Source organism: Bradyrhizobium sp. CCGUVB23 (genome assembly GCF_024199885.1).
Lineage (GTDB): Bacteria > Pseudomonadota > Alphaproteobacteria > Rhizobiales > Xanthobacteraceae > Bradyrhizobium.
In genome coordinates this window covers 8,231,602-8,246,460 of record NZ_JANADQ010000001.1, presented here as the reverse complement: position 1 = coordinate 8,246,460, position 14,859 = coordinate 8,231,602, and the positions used below count along the sequence as shown (strand labels likewise).

14 protein-coding genes are annotated in these 14,859 nt (G+C 63.1%); 3 read left to right on the top strand and 11 right to left on the bottom strand.

The genetic code is table 11. From position 1 onward, the window contains the following. Position 1: 1 nt before the first annotated feature. From NLN62_RS38425 to NLN62_RS38375, 11 genes are all read right to left on the bottom strand, one after another. A complete protein-coding gene (locus NLN62_RS38425) occupies positions 2–1,282 on the bottom strand; it encodes a lipoprotein-releasing ABC transporter permease subunit (RefSeq protein WP_027523839.1) in 1,281 nt (426 codons plus the stop codon). Between the two features lie 74 nt (positions 1,283–1,356). After that, positions 1,357–2,676, bottom strand: a complete 1,320-nt coding sequence (gene proS / locus NLN62_RS38420) for a proline--tRNA ligase (protein ID WP_254112185.1) — start codon at positions 2,674–2,676, stop codon at positions 1,357–1,359. Positions 2,677–2,851: 175 nt separating this feature from the next. Next, the gene (locus NLN62_RS38415) at positions 2,852–4,414 is read right to left on the bottom strand and encodes a CopD family protein (RefSeq protein WP_254112184.1); all 1,563 of its coding nucleotides are present in this window, start codon (positions 4,412–4,414) and stop codon (positions 2,852–2,854) included. Continuing rightward, complete coding sequence (locus tag NLN62_RS38410) at positions 4,414–4,929, bottom strand: YcnI family protein (RefSeq protein WP_027523836.1); 516 nt, start codon at positions 4,927–4,929, stop codon at positions 4,414–4,416. Before NLN62_RS38410 ends, NLN62_RS38415 begins: the two co-directional genes overlap by 1 nt. A gap of 38 nt (positions 4,930–4,967) precedes the next feature. Beyond that, positions 4,968–5,501, bottom strand: coding sequence for a copper chaperone PCu(A)C (locus NLN62_RS38405; RefSeq protein WP_254113824.1), 534 nt, complete (start codon positions 5,499–5,501; stop codon positions 4,968–4,970). 41 nt (positions 5,502–5,542) lie between these two features. Continuing rightward, positions 5,543–8,008: a TonB-dependent receptor gene (locus NLN62_RS38400; RefSeq protein ID WP_254112183.1), complete on the bottom strand. Its 2,466-nt coding sequence runs from the start codon at positions 8,006–8,008 to the stop codon at positions 5,543–5,545. An 85-nt stretch (positions 8,009–8,093) separates the two neighbouring features. Next, entirely contained in the window at positions 8,094–8,468 is a 375-nt protein-coding gene (locus NLN62_RS38395) for a DUF2946 domain-containing protein (protein ID WP_254112182.1), read from the bottom strand. A gap of 88 nt (positions 8,469–8,556) precedes the next feature. Continuing rightward, complete coding sequence (gene copD, locus NLN62_RS38390; protein ID WP_051389789.1) at positions 8,557–9,486, bottom strand: copper homeostasis membrane protein CopD; 930 nt, start codon at positions 9,484–9,486, stop codon at positions 8,557–8,559. 14 nt (positions 9,487–9,500) lie between these two features. After that, a complete protein-coding gene (locus NLN62_RS38385) occupies positions 9,501–9,824 on the bottom strand; it encodes a copper resistance CopC family protein (protein WP_245288039.1) in 324 nt (107 codons plus the stop codon). A 39-nt stretch (positions 9,825–9,863) separates the two neighbouring features. Beyond that, positions 9,864–10,865, bottom strand: coding sequence for a hypothetical protein (locus NLN62_RS38380; protein WP_254112181.1), 1,002 nt, complete (start codon positions 10,863–10,865; stop codon positions 9,864–9,866). Positions 10,866–10,920: 55 nt separating this feature from the next. Beyond that, the gene (locus NLN62_RS38375) at positions 10,921–11,295 is read right to left on the bottom strand and encodes a DUF2946 family protein (protein ID WP_254112180.1); all 375 of its coding nucleotides are present in this window, start codon (positions 11,293–11,295) and stop codon (positions 10,921–10,923) included. A gap of 483 nt (positions 11,296–11,778) precedes the next feature. Here NLN62_RS38375 and NLN62_RS38370 point away from each other — a divergent pair, with 483 nt between their 5' ends. The 3 genes from NLN62_RS38370 (at position 11,779) to NLN62_RS38360 (ending at position 14,855) form a co-directional block, all read left to right on the top strand. After that, positions 11,779–12,183 (top strand): globin, encoded by a 405-nt coding sequence (locus NLN62_RS38370; protein ID WP_254112179.1) that lies wholly within the window; start codon positions 11,779–11,781, stop codon positions 12,181–12,183. A 139-nt stretch (positions 12,184–12,322) separates the two neighbouring features. Continuing rightward, positions 12,323–13,345 carry a sugar ABC transporter substrate-binding protein gene (locus tag NLN62_RS38365; protein WP_027523828.1) on the top strand — a complete coding sequence of 341 codons (1,023 nt, stop codon included), beginning with the start codon at positions 12,323–12,325 and terminating at the stop codon, positions 13,343–13,345. A gap of 7 nt (positions 13,346–13,352) precedes the next feature. Further along, positions 13,353–14,855: a sugar ABC transporter ATP-binding protein gene (locus tag NLN62_RS38360; protein WP_254112178.1), complete on the top strand. Its 1,503-nt coding sequence runs from the start codon at positions 13,353–13,355 to the stop codon at positions 14,853–14,855. Positions 14,856–14,859: the final 4 nt, after the last annotated feature.

The window sequence follows — 14,859 nt, the reverse complement described above, 5'->3', positions numbered from 1 at the left end:
CTCACTCGTACCGGAGCGCTTCGACGGGATCGAGACGCGCGGCGCGCCAGGACGGGTAGAGCGTCGCAAGGAACGACAGCGTCAGCGCCATGATGACCACCGCCGTGGTCTCGCCGACATCGATCTCGGCAGGCAGGCGGGACAGGAAATAGAGCTCCGGCGAGAACAGTTCCGTGCTGGTGAGCCAGGACAGGAACTGCCGGATCGATTCGATATTGAGGCAGATGACGAGCCCGACGAAGAAGCCGACGAGCGTGCCGACCACGCCGATCGAGGCGCCCGTGATCAGGAAGATCCGCATGATCGAGCCTTGCGAGGCGCCCATGGTGCGCAGGATCGCGATGTCGCTGCCCTTGTCCTTCACCAGCATGATCAGGCCGGACACGATGTTGAGCGCGGCCACCAGCACGATCATGGTGAGGATCAGGAACATCACGTTGCGCTCGACCTGAAGCGCGTTGAAGAAGGTCGAGTTGCGCTGCCGCCAGTCGACCAGGAACACCGGACGGCCGGCAGCTTCAGTCACCGACTTGCGAAATGCGTCGATGCGATCGGGATTGGTGGTGAACACCTCGATCGCGGTGACGTCGTTGTTGCGGTTGAAATAGGCCTGCGCCTCGGGGAGCGGCATGAAGACGAAGCCGGCGTCATATTCGGACATGCCGATCTCGAACACCGCCACGATCTTGTACGGCTTGATCCGCGGTGTCGTGCCCATCGGCGTGACTGCGCCTTTCGGCGCGACCAGCGTGACGCTGTCCCCGGCATGCAGCGACAACTGGTCGGCGAGCCGACGGCCGATCGCCACACCCTGCCCTTCGTCGAAATTCTCGATCGAGCCCTGCTTGATGTTCTTGGCGATCGAGGTGAGGTTGTTCAGGTCATCGGCACGGATGCCGCGCACCAGCACGCCGGAGGCATTGAACGGCGATGAGGCCAGCGCCTGGCCGTCGACCACGGGTGCCGCGAGCCGCACGCCGTCGACCTGGCTGATGCGCTCGGCGACGTCCTTCCAGTCGGTCAGCGGCGATTCCAGCGGCTGCACCAGGATGTGGCCGTTGAGGCCGAGGATCTTGTCGAGCAGTTCCTTGCGGAAGCCGTTCATGACGGCCATGACGATGATCAGCGTAGCCACGCCGAGCATGATGCCGAGGAAGGAGAATCCGGCGATGACCGAGATGAATCCTTCCTTGCGGCGCGCCCGCAGGTAGCGCGCCGACAACATCCATTCGAACGGCGCGAAGGGCGCGGTTTGCACAGGCTCGGTCATGGTCTCATCCATCGCTCGATAATCCCATGATTCGGGGTCAATTGTGGCCGGATTGCCTGCCCCGCAAATGGCGCGGTGGATAATATTCAGCCGGTCAGGCGTGCGACCGCGTCGGCCAGCGACATGGTCTCGCGCGAGCCGTCGGCGCGCCGCTTGATCTCGACCTTGCCGTCGGCGAGGCCCTTGGGCCCGATCATGATCTGCCAGGGGATGCCGATCAGGTCGGCGGCAGCGAATTTGGCGCCGGCGCGCTGGTCGGTGTCGTCATAGAGCACGTCGACGCCCTTGGCCTGGAGCTCGGCATAGAGCTTTTCGCAGGCCGCATCGACGGCGGCATCGCCCTGCTTGAGATTGAGCACGACGGCGCGGAACGGCGCCACCGCCTCGGGCCATTTGATGCCGGCCTCGTCATGGCAGGCCTCGATGATGGCGCCGACGAGGCGCGAGACGCCGACGCCGTAGGAGCCGCCGTGGATCGGCACGTCGACGCCGTCGGGACCCGCCACCGTCGCCTTCATCGGCTCGGAATATTTGGTGCCGAAATAGAAGATCTGGCCGACCTCGATGCCGCGGGTGTTGAGCCGCTTGGCTTCGGGCACCTCCTGCTCGAAGCGCGCGGCGTCGTGCACGTCTTCGGTCGCGGCATAGACCGAGGTCCACTGCTTGATGATCGACGTGAGATCACTCTCGTAGTCGACGTCCTCGCCCGGCACTGGCAGATCGAGCACGTCGCGATTGATGAAGACGCCGGACTCGCCGGTCTCGGCGAGCACGATGAACTCGTGGCTGAGATCGCCGCCGATCGGGCCGGTCTCGGCACGCATCGGGATCGCCTTCAGCCCCATCCGCGCGAAGGTGCGCAAATAGGCGACGAACATCTTGTTGTAGGCGACGCGCGCGGCCGCCTCGTTGAGGTCGAAGGAGTAGGCATCCTTCATCAGGAATTCGCGGCCGCGCATCACGCCGAAGCGCGGACGCTGCTCGTCGCGGAATTTCCATTGAATATGATAGAGATTGAGCGGCAAGTTCTTGTAGGACTTGACGTAGGCGCGGAAGATCTCGGTGATCATTTCCTCGTTGGTCGGCCCGTACAGGAGCTCGCGCTTGTGGCGGTCGGCGATGCGCAGCATCTCCGGACCATAGGCATCGTAGCGGCCGCTCTCGCGCCAGAGATCGGCGAGCTGCAAGGTCGGCATCAGCACCTCGATCGCGCCGGAGCGATCCTGCTCCTCGCGCACGATCTGCTCGATCTTCTTCAGCACACGGAAGCCGAGCGGCAGCCAGGCATAGATGCCGGCAGCCTCCTGCCGGATCATGCCTGCGCGCAGCATCAGGCGATGCGAGACGATCTCCGCCTCTTTCGGATTTTCTTTCAGGATGGGCAGAAAGAACCGGGACAACCGCATGGATACACTCGAAGAATCAGTGAGGGGTTGCAGTGAAACCGGATTGGGAGCGAAAACACAAGACCGGGTTCGAAGAAAACCCGCTAACGCGGCGAAATTCCTGTCATTTTTCTGTTTTCTTGAAGTGCCGCTTGAACACGCAGGGGGCCGTTTTCGGAACCCGGAGGCGAGGTCTTCAGCGCGGCGCGACGTCGAGGTCGTCCTCGAGTGTGACCTTCTCGAAATCGGTCACCAGCGCGTCGATACGCAGATGCCAGCGGCCGGGGTACGGCAGCTCGACGTTGCGCACGTGCCAGTAGCCGTCAGTGCCGATCTCGGCGTCATGTTCGATCGGCTCGATGCCGCGCTCAGGCAGGCTCAGGGTCAGCGTCGCCTCCTTGGCGGAAAGCGGCGCCGCCTCGCCTGTCATGAGCTGGAGGACGAAGTCGTCGGTGCCGGCCTTGCCGGGCGACACCAGGACCTGGAACATCGCCTTCTCACCGTGGATATGGACCGCAAGCGGCGTCTCCGGGACGATCGTGCGCGGCGGCGGCGTGAAGCGCCAACCGGCGACGACGGCGAAGACGGCAAGCGCAAGCACGCATTCAGCAAGGATCGAGCGCCTGAGAGCGGAGGCTGCCTTGAGGTTCTTGGCAAGCGCCGGCGTGAGGCGAAAGCGGTTCAGTGCGGCGAGCGCCAGCAGCGCGGCGACGAGCGCGAGCTTGATCGATAGGATGATGCCGTATCCGGTCTCGACCAGCGCAGCAAAGCTCTCGAGCTGAATGATCGCCAGTGTCAGTCCCGTCAGCGCCAGGATGGCGACGACCGGCAGCGCAATGCGGGAGAACCGGTTCAGGATCGGCAGTGTGGCGGAGGTAGGCCTCGACACCAAAACGGCCAGCGGCGCCAGCGCGCCGGTCCAGAATGCGATGCCGAGGCCGTGGAGGAAGACCGCCGGCCGCGTCAGCGCCTCCGGCGGCGCAGTCGCGGCGTGGCCGGTACCGGCGAGCGACAGGCCGACGCCGGCGAGTGCGATGGCCGAGAGAATGCGCGCGCCCTGCCCTCCGCGCAGCGCGATGCCGGCGACCAGCATGGCGGCGATCGCGACCAGAAGCGCAAGACCGGCACTCGTCGCGAATGCAATCGTCCAGGGCGCTGATGTCAGAAGTGCGGTAAGCGACAGACCGAGGAGATCGAGCCCCAACAGGGGAAGCGAGGCAATCGCACTCAGCATGCCCACGACAAGCGCCGTGCGCGGCAAAACCATTCCATTCGTCGATCGCGCGATCCAGATCGCAAAGAACACGCCGCCGACGCCCGCGAAGAGCCCGAGATAGAGCCCTATCCGGGTCAGCCAGATCAGCGCGTTCACACCGCTATCCACACCCGCGGGAACTTGCGTCGCGGACGGCGCGCCGATCGAGAAGATGACCGATCCCGCCACGGGATGGCCATCCTGCGAGATCACGCGATAGCTGACGACCGCAGTGCCTTGCGGCAGATCCGGCGGCACTGCGATCGAAATGGTCTCGCCGAACACGCTGACGCGGGCCTCCTCGCGCACCTCTCCGGTCCCGTCGATCAGCCGGATCGCGCCGGGCGTCACCGCCTCATTGAAGCGCAGCTCGACACGCTTCGGCGCGCTCGCAACTATGCTGCCGTTGGCCGGCTCGACCGAGACCAGCGCCGCATGCGCCCACGCACCGGTCGCAAAGCCGATGCAGAGCAGCAGCGTCGCAAGCGCGGCGAGGACACGCATCAGGACTTTGGCAGCAGCTTCACGCCGGGCGCGGGCGATTTGCCCTCATGCGAAGGGGCCGCCCCCTCAGGGATCTCGATCCAGCGGCTGACGCCCTTCTCGCATTCCTGCACGACCGGGAAATACAGCGTGGTGTTCGGCTTCAGGCTGTCGGTGAGAAACGTGCTGATCACGAACTCATCATAGTTGTGATCCGGCAGCTTGCCGCCCGACCACACCACTTCCTTCGGCCCGGACGAGACCTTGTTGCCATGGTAATCGTATTCGCCAGTGTACTTGCCCTCGACGACGTCGACGCTCCAGCCGGACTTCGGCATCGGCTTCACGGCGATGACGCCTTCGGGGATCTGCACGCGAATCTTCACTGTCGGTGAGCCGGCGCAGCCATGCGGCACGGTGAACACGGCTTTGTAGGAGGCGCCGACTGTTGCCTGCTTGGTCTCCAGCGAGACATGCGCTGCCGCCGGCGATACGGCCAGCGCGGCAATCAGGATCAGGCAGGATCGCATTGACATGTTCATGTTCGGTCTCCCGAAAGAGCAGATCAAGCTCATCACATCTTCATTCCCGAATGATCCGGCATTTTTTTCATATCCATGTGTCCGCCATGCTCGCCGCCACCCGGTGCCTGCGCGCCGACGGCCTGGACGTCGAGCGTAATGGCCACCTTGCCGGCCTTCTCAAACTGAAGCGTGACCGGGACCCTGTCGCCCTGCTTGAGCGGCCCTTTCAGCTCCTGCATCATCAGATGATAGCCGCCCGGTGCGAGCTTGACGGTCTTGCCCGGTTCGATCGCGAGGCCCTTATCGAGCGGCCGCATCTTCATCACGCCGTTGTCCATCGCCATCTCGTGGACCTCGATCTTGCCGGCGATCTCGGCCGAGACGCCGACCAATTTATCCGGCGCACTCCCCTTGTTCTCGATCGTCAGATAGCCGCCGGCGACCTTTGCGCCGCCGGGCGTGGCACGGCTCCATGCCTGCGTGATGACGAGATCGCCGACCTTGACGTCGTCGGCGCGGCCGGGTGCGGCGAAAGCCAGTGCCGAGAGCGCTGCGAGCGCAAGGATGCGTGAGAGCTTGTTCATGTGGCTAGTCTTTCTTTTCATCGTTGCGTCCATCCCACCCGTCAGAACGTGTACTTGCCGGCAAGAACGAAGGTACGTCCCGGGAACGGATGGAACAGGAAGTACTGGTAGTTGAAGAGATTATCGATGCCGAAATCGAGCGAGAAATTCTTCGTAGCATTGTAGTGGATTTTCATGTCGACGACGAAGAACGGATCGAACGCCTGGTACACGTGGGGAACGACGTCGGTATTGTCGAGGGTCGCATACTGCTTGCCGGTGTAGCGCGCGGCAACGGTGTAGACCCAGCCCTCGTTCGGACGATAGCTGACGCCGACTTTCGCGCGCCAGTCCGGAACATACGGCACGCGCTTGCCGACGACGGTGGTCGTTCCCGTCCAGCTCGGATCCGAGATGATCCTGGAATCGACGTAAGTGACGCTGCCAAAGAGCTGCAGCCCGCTGAACAGGACATTGTCCTTGTCGGCCGACAATTCGACCCCTCGCATGCGAATGGCGGCGACGTTGCTGACCGCCGTCTGGAACGACTGGTTTCCGGCCACATCAGTCACGGTGGTCGTCTGCGAGATCAGCGCGTCGTTCGTGCGTTCGCCGAAGACCGTGAACCTGATCCGGCCGTCCTGCCAATGTCGTTCAAGATTGAGTTCGCCGGTGAAATCCTGCTCGGGCGCGAGCCGCGGGTTGGCAAGGTAAGTGATGTTGCTGACGGAGATGTTCTGATAAAGCTCCGTCACCGTCGGGTAGCGATATGCCTCGCCGAAATTCGCGGTGATGTTCCAGTCCTTGTTGGGATCATACGACAGCGAAGCCTTCGGCGAGAAATTGGTCGACGAGAGCGAGGGCTGATGCCTCGTCGTCACCGAGGTGATGGCGCCGGCGCCCGTCGCCGTCGTGTTGACGTTTAGGCCGTCGAGCGCCTGCCAGGTCTCCAATCGTCCACCGAGGGTCAGCTTGACCTTCGGCGTGATCTTCCAGGCGTCCTGAACCCAGAGTGCCTCGGTCCGCGTCTCGCCGACGCCCGTTGAGTAGAGCAGCCCGTTCCCCGTCGAAGGAGCCGTATACCAAACCGTGGAGGCGTAGACGGGGTTCTCGAGCCTGTAGCGGTCGCCGTGAACGCCGAAGCTGACCTCATGTGAACCGTCAATCCCGTCGGGACGCCAGACGCCCTTGGCATCGGCGTTCTGCCAGTTGGTACCGTCCATCCGCGTGACCTTGCCGTTCAGCGAGTAGCCGAGCCCGGGCGACGCCACGACGGTGTACGGATTGAGAAGAATATCCTGGAGGTAATTGTAGCTCGATGCCGAAAGATCAAAATCAAAGACGCCCTTGGTATCGCTCCGGAGTGAGAACGCGTTACTCACATGAAGCTCATCCCAGGTGTATTTGTTGGGAGCAAATCCCGAGAGACCTGCAAATGTCGGCTGGCCCGTCACGGTCGATCGCAGATAGGTCTGCGGCTCCGAGGTCTGGTGATTATTCCAGACTGCGAACGAATAGGTCGCCTGCACCAGCGGGGTCAGGTCGTAAGCCAGCCTGATATTCGCTGACGTCTGCTGAGAGTGTGCCACCGCGCCGGCGCCGACGACGTCAGCCACCCCGCCGGTCCGACTCGGTGCGATGAAGGTGCCTGTCGTCTTGGCCGGGACCGAGCCATTCGTCACGTAGCTCAGCGGCTGCTGATAGCCGTCGCAATAGTTGGCGCTGATGAGCCACGAGAGCGCACCATCGCGGTTGCCTGCGGCCGCACTGGTCTGGCTGGTGACGTAGGTGCTCTTGGTGCCGTACTGACTCCAAGGCATCACCGAGACCGTTTCCTTGGCCGTCGCAAACGACTTGTCCGGCATCTTCGAGGTCATCAGCAGCACGCCGCCGATCGAATTGCCCGGATAGGCCGCGGCGAACGGACCGTTGAGGTAATCGACCCGGCCGATCGCCTCCGGCACGATCAGATTCCACTTCGGCGAGGCGCCCGAGTTGTTGTTACCGATCAGCGCCGAGATCAGGAGCTCGTCGTAGTAGACGAGCGTGCGCGCGCTGGAATTCAGCCCCCAGCTTCGAGTCGCCAGCACCGCCTGGTTATCGCCGTCGTGCCGTTTCCGCACGAACAGGCTCGGCATGTATTTGACGGCATCCTCGGGATCCCTGAGGTCGATCGTCTCGTCGATCTCCTTGGCGGTGATGCTGAACGAACGCTGAGGCAGTTGATAACGCACCGCTGCCGGCGGGATCTCCAGCGAGGCACGCGCGGTGCCGGCGCCCTGCCCGCTGGTGGCGACGGCCGCAGGAGGCGCTCCCGCGGAGCTCGCAGGTTTCGCGCTCCGGTTTCGCGCTGCCGCGGATTGGACGGCCGGCTTGCGCGGCTTATGTGGTGCCACAATTGGCGCATCGACCGTCACCGGCGGCAGGGCGCTTTCGCTGCTCTGGGCGGCGGCTCCGCCCGTCGACGCGAGCAGCGCGACCTGAACGGCAACGACACTCACACCACAGCGGGCATGACGAGGTAACATGGGAATTTCCTGACGCCGGCTTTCTCTCCGGCCCTTCGGCGGCATCAATCGCCGGCGGACGAGCCGCGGCGGTCACGAGGGGTCTTCAGGAAAATTGAGGGGGTGCGCGCGCCTGCGCGTTGGAGCCGGCGTGGGGCAAGGCGACACGATCTGCCACGTCGTGCCACGCCACGCGTTCGGCAGGTCGGACGGGTGCTGCGAAGACGGTCTGCGGCGCATCGAGAGACGCGCTCGCCTGCGCCAGGCAGCAGAGCGAGCAAGCGCCAGCATGTGAGCCGGGCACACTGGTCCGGTGGTCAATGCCCGCGCCTGAATCGCCACTAGCGTGGCAGATGACGGCGTTCTGAAGGGGATCGGCGACCGCAATACCGGCTGCCCAGCAGGCGGCGATCGGCGCCAGCACCTGCATCGCCAAGGCGATCAGGACGATAGGTAAGTATTTTTGAAGCCGCGCCCGCATCCGCCGAACCATTCGTTCGCTTACTACCTAGACACGATCCGCCGTGGAGTCGAGATCGCTCTTTCACCAGATTGACGCAGAACAACCATCAGTTCACCAGGTGTATCGCGGGATGCATCGTGCCAAGCATCCCAACAATGGTGAGGATGGCAAGGCCGAGAGCAAGCTCGATCGTGCTACTGCCCGTAAGCCAGCGCAACGCGTGCCCGTCCTGGACAAGCCGCGGCGTCAGCACAAGCCGGTTGACCAAAGCAAGCACCAGCATAATCGCGAACAGGACAAGCTTGAGCAGCAGCAGCCGTCCATACTCGGTGACGACCAGTGCGTGCACCGAGCCCACCAGGATGGCAGCATTGATGAATCCCGTGAGCAGCAGCGTTGCCACGCTGACCATGCCCATGATCGAAAATCGGCTCACGACGTCGCGGGCGAGCGCAATCGCCTTCTTTCGGCAGGCCGCAGCCAGGAACAGGATGAATGGCGCCAAGCCACCGATCCAGGCCGCGCTGGCCGCCAAATGCAGCGCATCCGCGGCAAGATGCAGGTACCCTGCCTCGCCGGTGGTCGAGCCGGCATGGCCGCTCCAGGCGAGGCTTGCGGCAAATGCTAGCGCAGCGGCAAATCCACCCCACCGCGCGATCGCCATGCGATCATAGGTCAGGCAAGCCGCCAGACAGATCGCAAGACCTGCTCGAAGCGTCGTCACCAGGCCAAATTGCGTTTCGTTGATCACCGTCGACAACACATCCGCCGACATTGCTTCATCGAGCGGCATCCCGCTCATCGAGGCAGCCTGAAGCAATAGCCAGATCGCGCCGGAGATCACCGCGAAGCCAAGACCGAGCCACGAAACCCACAAGGTGGGAGCCTCGAACGACACGGCCGCGGCCCGCTCCGAGCGGGCGACGGGCGCAACGATGACGGTCCGAAACATGACGTCTCCAACCGTGATCGCGGTTGCCGCGAAGTGCACGGCGCGCGTCGCGACCAACGGTGCTTCCGCTGCTGACCAGTCCATCGGCGGTCAGGCCTTCATGGACCGACCTGGAAGGTGAAGCTGCCGTCCGTCGTGTGGGCGTCCACGGACAGCACGCGCCAGTTCACGTGGTACGTGCCTGCCCCTCCAGACTTCAGCGGGATCGACATCTGGTTACCGCTGACGCGCGCCTTGCCGGCTTCGACGCGTTGACCGGAGGGACCCGTGACGCTTATCGAGCTGAACGCGGCCTCCAGCTTCTGCGTGAACCAGAGCGTGACCTCTCTCGGGGGACTTGCCACCTTGTTGCCGACGCGCGGCTCGGCGTGGTCGAGTTCGGCATGGGCGCTTGCTTGGCCAGGCGTCAGCAGGAGGACCATGAACACTATCATTGAACTGAAAGATGAGCGTCGCATCGGTCAATTCCTTGCGAAGGGGTTGGCAGATTGGACCGGGCCACCGAATAGCGGCTTGCCGATGCCGCGAGGATCAATGTCGTCGAGATAGAAGTGCAACTGTCCGATCACGCCGACATGCGTCCCGCTTTGCCGATTGATCGGAATAAGCGCCTCAATACCCACCTGATACTTGCTGCCGATCCAGAGCACGCCGGGATTAATGGTGCCTGTCGTCATCGTGCCCGAGGTGAGCGTGTTCGCCACCGGCGTTTGCAGGTTGAACTCGACCAGCGGGATCAGATGATTGATGAATTCCGGAAGACCGAGATCGATGACCGAAGATTTCAGGTACGGCATGCTGTACTGGATCGTTCCGCCCCAGTTCAAAACGCGGGGGTGGAATTCGGTATCGGCCGTCAGGTCGCCCGTATCGGGGTCGATCCCGAACGTCGTCGTAAAATTCCTCGCCGGAATCGCGTAACCGAACTGGCCGGTGATAGCCACCGGGCGCAGCCACGAGAACGTGTCCGGCAGGTCGCCAAAGCCTTTGCCGAACCACAGCATCGGCGAGTAGGTGTGGAACGGATCGGCGCCGACGTTTTGCGCGCCGGTGCCGCCCCATTCGACGCTGAGGCCGACCGACATCACGAACTCATGGGTGGGATCCCTGAAGACTCGATATTTGAACGTCGTCTCCAGGTTCTGAAAGCCATTGGCTCCGGGGATAGTTGGATCGGTAGGATTCAGAAACGTGTAAGTCGAGCCGAACGAGATCGCGAAATCTTCGGTGATGCGTTTGGAGAACTCGCCGGAGATGTCGTGCTGCCGAACGGGCGGGACATCGCCGGTCTTGAAGCTGTCGACCGTTGGGATCGACAGTTCATCGTTGACGCCGGGATCATCGATGCCCAGCGTTGCCGGGAAGAAGCGGTTGCCAACGATCTCGTGAGCAACACTTCCCGAATGAGGGACGAGCGCAAGGGCGAGCCCCAGAAGGCCCGCACGTGTAAGACAGATGGACATTTGAGAATCTCCGCGATGTTGACGTGCGAATTCGGCGGCCGGTTGGCCGCCAGGCTCACGTCAGTTGCGGAGGCGCTCGTGCGCGTGCGTTGGATCCGCCGTGCGATGTGACCGCGGGTGCAGCCTGCTCATGCCACACCACAGGTTCAGCGAGCCGGAACAGATTCGCGAACGTGGCCTGCGGCGAATCAAGCGACGTATTGGGCTGCGCCAGGCAGCAGATCGAACAGCTTCCGGCATGTGTCGCCGGCACATTGGTTTGGCCGGCCGCACCTGCGCCCGGTGCATCAGCGCTGTGGCAGATCACCGCACTCTGGAGCGGATCGGCGACCGCAAGATCCGCGGCCCAGCAGGCGGCAACCGGCGCGAGCACCTGCATCGCGAGAGCCAGCAGGACCAGGGGCAGGAATTTTTGCAGCCGCGCGCGCATTTGCAGAACCATTCGTTCGCCTAACAACTAAACACCGCGCCGAACCCGAGTCGAGGTCACTTCGCCGGTCTGCTTGCGCGATCACAAATTTCTGGAAAACTGTGTTCGCTCCGCCCGCCCGACGGGTGACGGTCCGGCGTTTGAGGCAGAAGCGAGGCCGCCCTATATCCACAGATTTCATATATTTGTCATATACTTAGGGGGGCAAAAAGCCCGATCATTTCGTGAACTGCTCGAATTTTGAACAATCGTTGCCGAAAATGATGACAAGTGAGAAAAGTTGATCTAGCATCTCTTTGCTCAGGCTGGCCGCGAGGTCGAAGTCTGGTGGTCCAAGTCTCGGGAGGAGCCCCTGGCGCGCAAAACGCAGCGTCGCCCCGTCAATCAAGATCAAATCTCAGAGATCGGGGATAATAGGGTCGACACAATTTTTGAGCGGGGCTAGGGCCCCGCTCTCTTTTTTTGTGCGGGCACCCAACGCGGATGAACGCTTCAGCCAATCCGATCGAGAGAAGCTTCGAACTTGCAGCGACGCGCTGCGACGATCTGACACCACTCGTCTATCAGCGGCTGTTTGCCGAGCATCCCGAAGCACAGGTGATGTTTCGCAAAGACGGCGGCGACCTGGTCCGGGGATCGATGCTTGCGCTCACGATCGAGGCGATCCTCGATTTCGCCGGCGAGCGCCGTGGACATTTCCGCATGATCCAGTGCGAATTATCCTCGCACGACGCCTACGGCACACCCCAAGAGTTGTTCATCGAGTTCTTTCGCGTGATCCGTGATGTGCTGCGCGAGCTGCTGGGCAACGAATGGTCCCCTGATACGGATGAGGCCTGGAAGAAACTACTCTTGGAGATCGCGGGCCTTGTCGGCAGTCCCGCGTAACTCTCTTTGCGTTGCACCAAGGCAGGCGTCGCTGTCGCCATTGCAGAACGGGTAGCGTGAACTCGTCGATTGTGAGACACTGCCCGCCTTGGTAGCGCAAACAATGACGCTGCCAACGATAAAGTTATGGGAGCGAGCGATGTCCGAGACGAAAGATTTCTCGACAACCAGGCGCGATCTTCTTCAGGCGGCAACGACCGCCGGCGCCGCGGCGGCCATCCTCGGCGGCATGGGGATCAACCCTGCACTTGCAGCCGAGATGGGACGTTCGGAGAAGCCGTTGAAGGCGGCATTCTCCAATGCAGGCCTGCAGGCCACATGGTGTGCGCAGGGCAAGCAGGCAGCGGAATTCTGGGGCAAGCTGTTCAACGTCGATGTGACCTGGTTCGACGGTCAGCTCGATGCGGTGAAGCAGCGCGCGGCGATCGACAACATGGCCTCGCAGAAGTGGGACTTCGTGGCGATCCAGGCCTTCGGCATCGGCACGCTCACCCAGCCCGTGCAGAAGATGATCGATGCCGGCACGCCCGTCATCGACATGGACACGCTGATCGCCCCGCTCGATCAGATCAACGTGCATTCCTTCCTGGCGCCGGACAACGAGTTCATGGGCGCATCCGTGACGCAGGCGCTGTGCAACGCCATGGGTGGCAAGGGCAAGATCATCATGACGCAAGGCGCGCTCGGCCATACCGGCGCGCAAGGCCGTGCCAAGGGTTTCAACTCGGTCGTCAAGCAATTCCCCAACATCGAGGTGCTCGACACCCAGCCGGCCGATTGGGACGTCTCCAAGACCGCGCGCCTGTGGGAGACGTATCTGACGAAATACCCGCAGATCGATGCGGCCTTCTTCCACAATGACGACATGGCGCTCGCGGCCGCCAACATCATGAAGGCGCACAACCGTGCAAACATCCTGATCGGAGGCGTCGACGCCATGCCGCCCGCGATCCAGGCGGTGAGCGAGGGCCGCATGTTCGCGACCGTGCGCAATCCCTCCTGCCGCATCCATGGCGGCGCCATCATCGCTGGCGTCGCCGCGGTCGTCGGCGGGGAGAAGAGCGGCCAGGGCATTCCGAAGAGCGTGGTGACGGATGGCCCGGTCGTGACCAAGGCGAATGCCGCCGGCATGCAGTGGATGGAGGATCACTTCCTGATCTGATTCCTCCATGCCTCAAGGCCGTTCGCCGATTCTGGAACTACAGGGCATCACGAAGAGCTTTGGCGGCGTCGAAGCGCTTCGTGGTGTCGACTTCGTGCTGTACGCCGGCGAGATCCATGGTCTCGTCGGCGAGAACGGCGCCGGAAAAAGCACGCTGATGAAGATCATCGCCGGCGTGCACCCGGAATTCTCGGGGCGCTTCCTCGTCGAAGGGAAGGAGACCCGGTTTCGCTCGGCCCGCGACGCGCACGCGGCCGGCATCGCCATGGTGCATCAGGAGCTCAGCGTTGCACCCGACCTGACGGTCGCCGAGAACGTCTTCCTCGGCAACCAGCCCACCAGCCGCCTTGGCCTCGTGCAATGGCGGCGGATGGCGCGCGAGGCCGGCGAGCAGCTCGCCCGCTTCGGCATCGACGTCGACCCGATGTCGCGGCTCGGCGACCTCCCGATCGGCCTCCAGCAGCTCATCGAGATCGCCCGCGTGCTGTTCTCCGGCGCGCGCATCGTCATCCTGGACGAGCCAACCTCCGCCCTCTCCCCGCCCGAGGTCGAGCGCCTGTTTGCGACACTCCGCCGATTGCGCGACGAGGGCACCGGCATCGTCTTCATCTCGCATTTCATCGAGGACATCTTGCGCGTGTCCGACACGGTGACCGTATTCCGCAACGGACGGAAGGTCGCCGAGACCGCGGCGAGCGCGACCACCAAGGGTGCCCTGATTGAAGCGATGATCGGCCGCGGCGGCGAGGCACTCGAGCACAGCTATACCGACGATCTCATGTTGCCGGCCGCGAACGGAGGCCCGGTCGTCCTGAAGGTCGATCAGCTTTCGCTGGCGCGCAGCCTCCAGGACGTCTCGTTCGAGGCGCGTTCAGGCGAGGTGCTCGGCATCTACGGCTTCATGGGCTGCGGACAGCAGGAGCTGTCGCGCATCCTGTTCGGCAAGCTCAAGCCGGACTCTGGCGCGCTGATCATCGACGGATCGCAAAAATCGTTTGCCTCGACCGCGGCCGCGCGGCGCGCGGGCGTGGCGCTTGTGCCCGAAAGCCGGCGCGCCATGCTGTTCCACCAGGAGCCGGTCTACAAGAACATCTCGATCAGCATTCTGGATCGCATTTCGGCCATGCTGCTCAAGCCGGCGCAGGAGCGCGACATCGCCAGGCGTCAGGTCGAACAGTTGCAGATCAGGCCGCCGGTGGTCGGCCTCGACCTCGGCATGCTCTCTGGAGGCAATCAGCAGAAGGTGGCGCTGGCAAAATGGCTGACCTATCCGCCGCGGCTGCTCGTGCTGTGCGAGCCGACCCGCGGCATGGATGTCGGCGCCAAGAACGACGTCATCAACATCGTGCGCGACCTTCGCGCCAAGGGCCTTGCCATCATCGTGCTGTCGACGGAGCCGGAGACGGTGCTGTCGCTGGCCGACCGCATCCTCGTGCTCAAGCGCGGCACGGTGGTGCGCGAATTCAAGAACGAGCCGGTCAGCAAAGACCGCCTGTTGGAGGCGGCGTGACGGA

Bases quoted from the DNA above. Each gene is read 5' to 3' on its own strand.
- proS (WP_254112185.1), bottom strand. From the start codon at position 2,676: ATGCGGTTGTCCCGGTTCTTTCTGCCCATCCTGAAAGAAAATCCGAAA.
- NLN62_RS38405 (WP_254113824.1), bottom strand. From the start codon at position 5,501: ATGAACAAGCTCTCACGCATCCTTGCGCTCGCAGCGCTCTCGGCACTG.
- NLN62_RS38400 (WP_254112183.1), bottom strand. From the start codon at position 8,008: ATGTTACCTCGTCATGCCCGCTGTGGTGTGAGTGTCGTTGCCGTTCAG.
- NLN62_RS38375 (WP_254112180.1), bottom strand. From the start codon at position 11,295: ATGCGCGCGCGGCTGCAAAAATTCCTGCCCCTGGTCCTGCTGGCTCTC.
- NLN62_RS38365 (WP_027523828.1), top strand. From the start codon at position 12,323: ATGTCCGAGACGAAAGATTTCTCGACAACCAGGCGCGATCTTCTTCAG.
- NLN62_RS38380 (WP_254112181.1), bottom strand. From the start codon at position 10,865: ATGTCCATCTGTCTTACACGTGCGGGCCTTCTGGGGCTCGCCCTTGCG.
- NLN62_RS38385 (WP_245288039.1), bottom strand. From the start codon at position 9,824: ATGGTCCTCCTGCTGACGCCTGGCCAAGCAAGCGCCCATGCCGAACTC.
- NLN62_RS38410 (WP_027523836.1), bottom strand. From the start codon at position 4,929: ATGTCAATGCGATCCTGCCTGATCCTGATTGCCGCGCTGGCCGTATCG.
- NLN62_RS38425 (WP_027523839.1), bottom strand. From the start codon at position 1,282: ATGGATGAGACCATGACCGAGCCTGTGCAAACCGCGCCCTTCGCGCCG.
- NLN62_RS38395 (WP_254112182.1), bottom strand. From the start codon at position 8,468: ATGCGGGCGCGGCTTCAAAAATACTTACCTATCGTCCTGATCGCCTTG.
- NLN62_RS38360 (WP_254112178.1), top strand. From the start codon at position 13,353: ATGCCTCAAGGCCGTTCGCCGATTCTGGAACTACAGGGCATCACGAAG.
- copD (WP_051389789.1), bottom strand. From the start codon at position 9,486: ATGGACTGGTCAGCAGCGGAAGCACCGTTGGTCGCGACGCGCGCCGTG.
- NLN62_RS38370 (WP_254112179.1), top strand. From the start codon at position 11,779: ATGAACGCTTCAGCCAATCCGATCGAGAGAAGCTTCGAACTTGCAGCG.
- NLN62_RS38415 (WP_254112184.1), bottom strand. From the start codon at position 4,414: ATGCGTGTCCTCGCCGCGCTTGCGACGCTGCTGCTCTGCATCGGCTTT.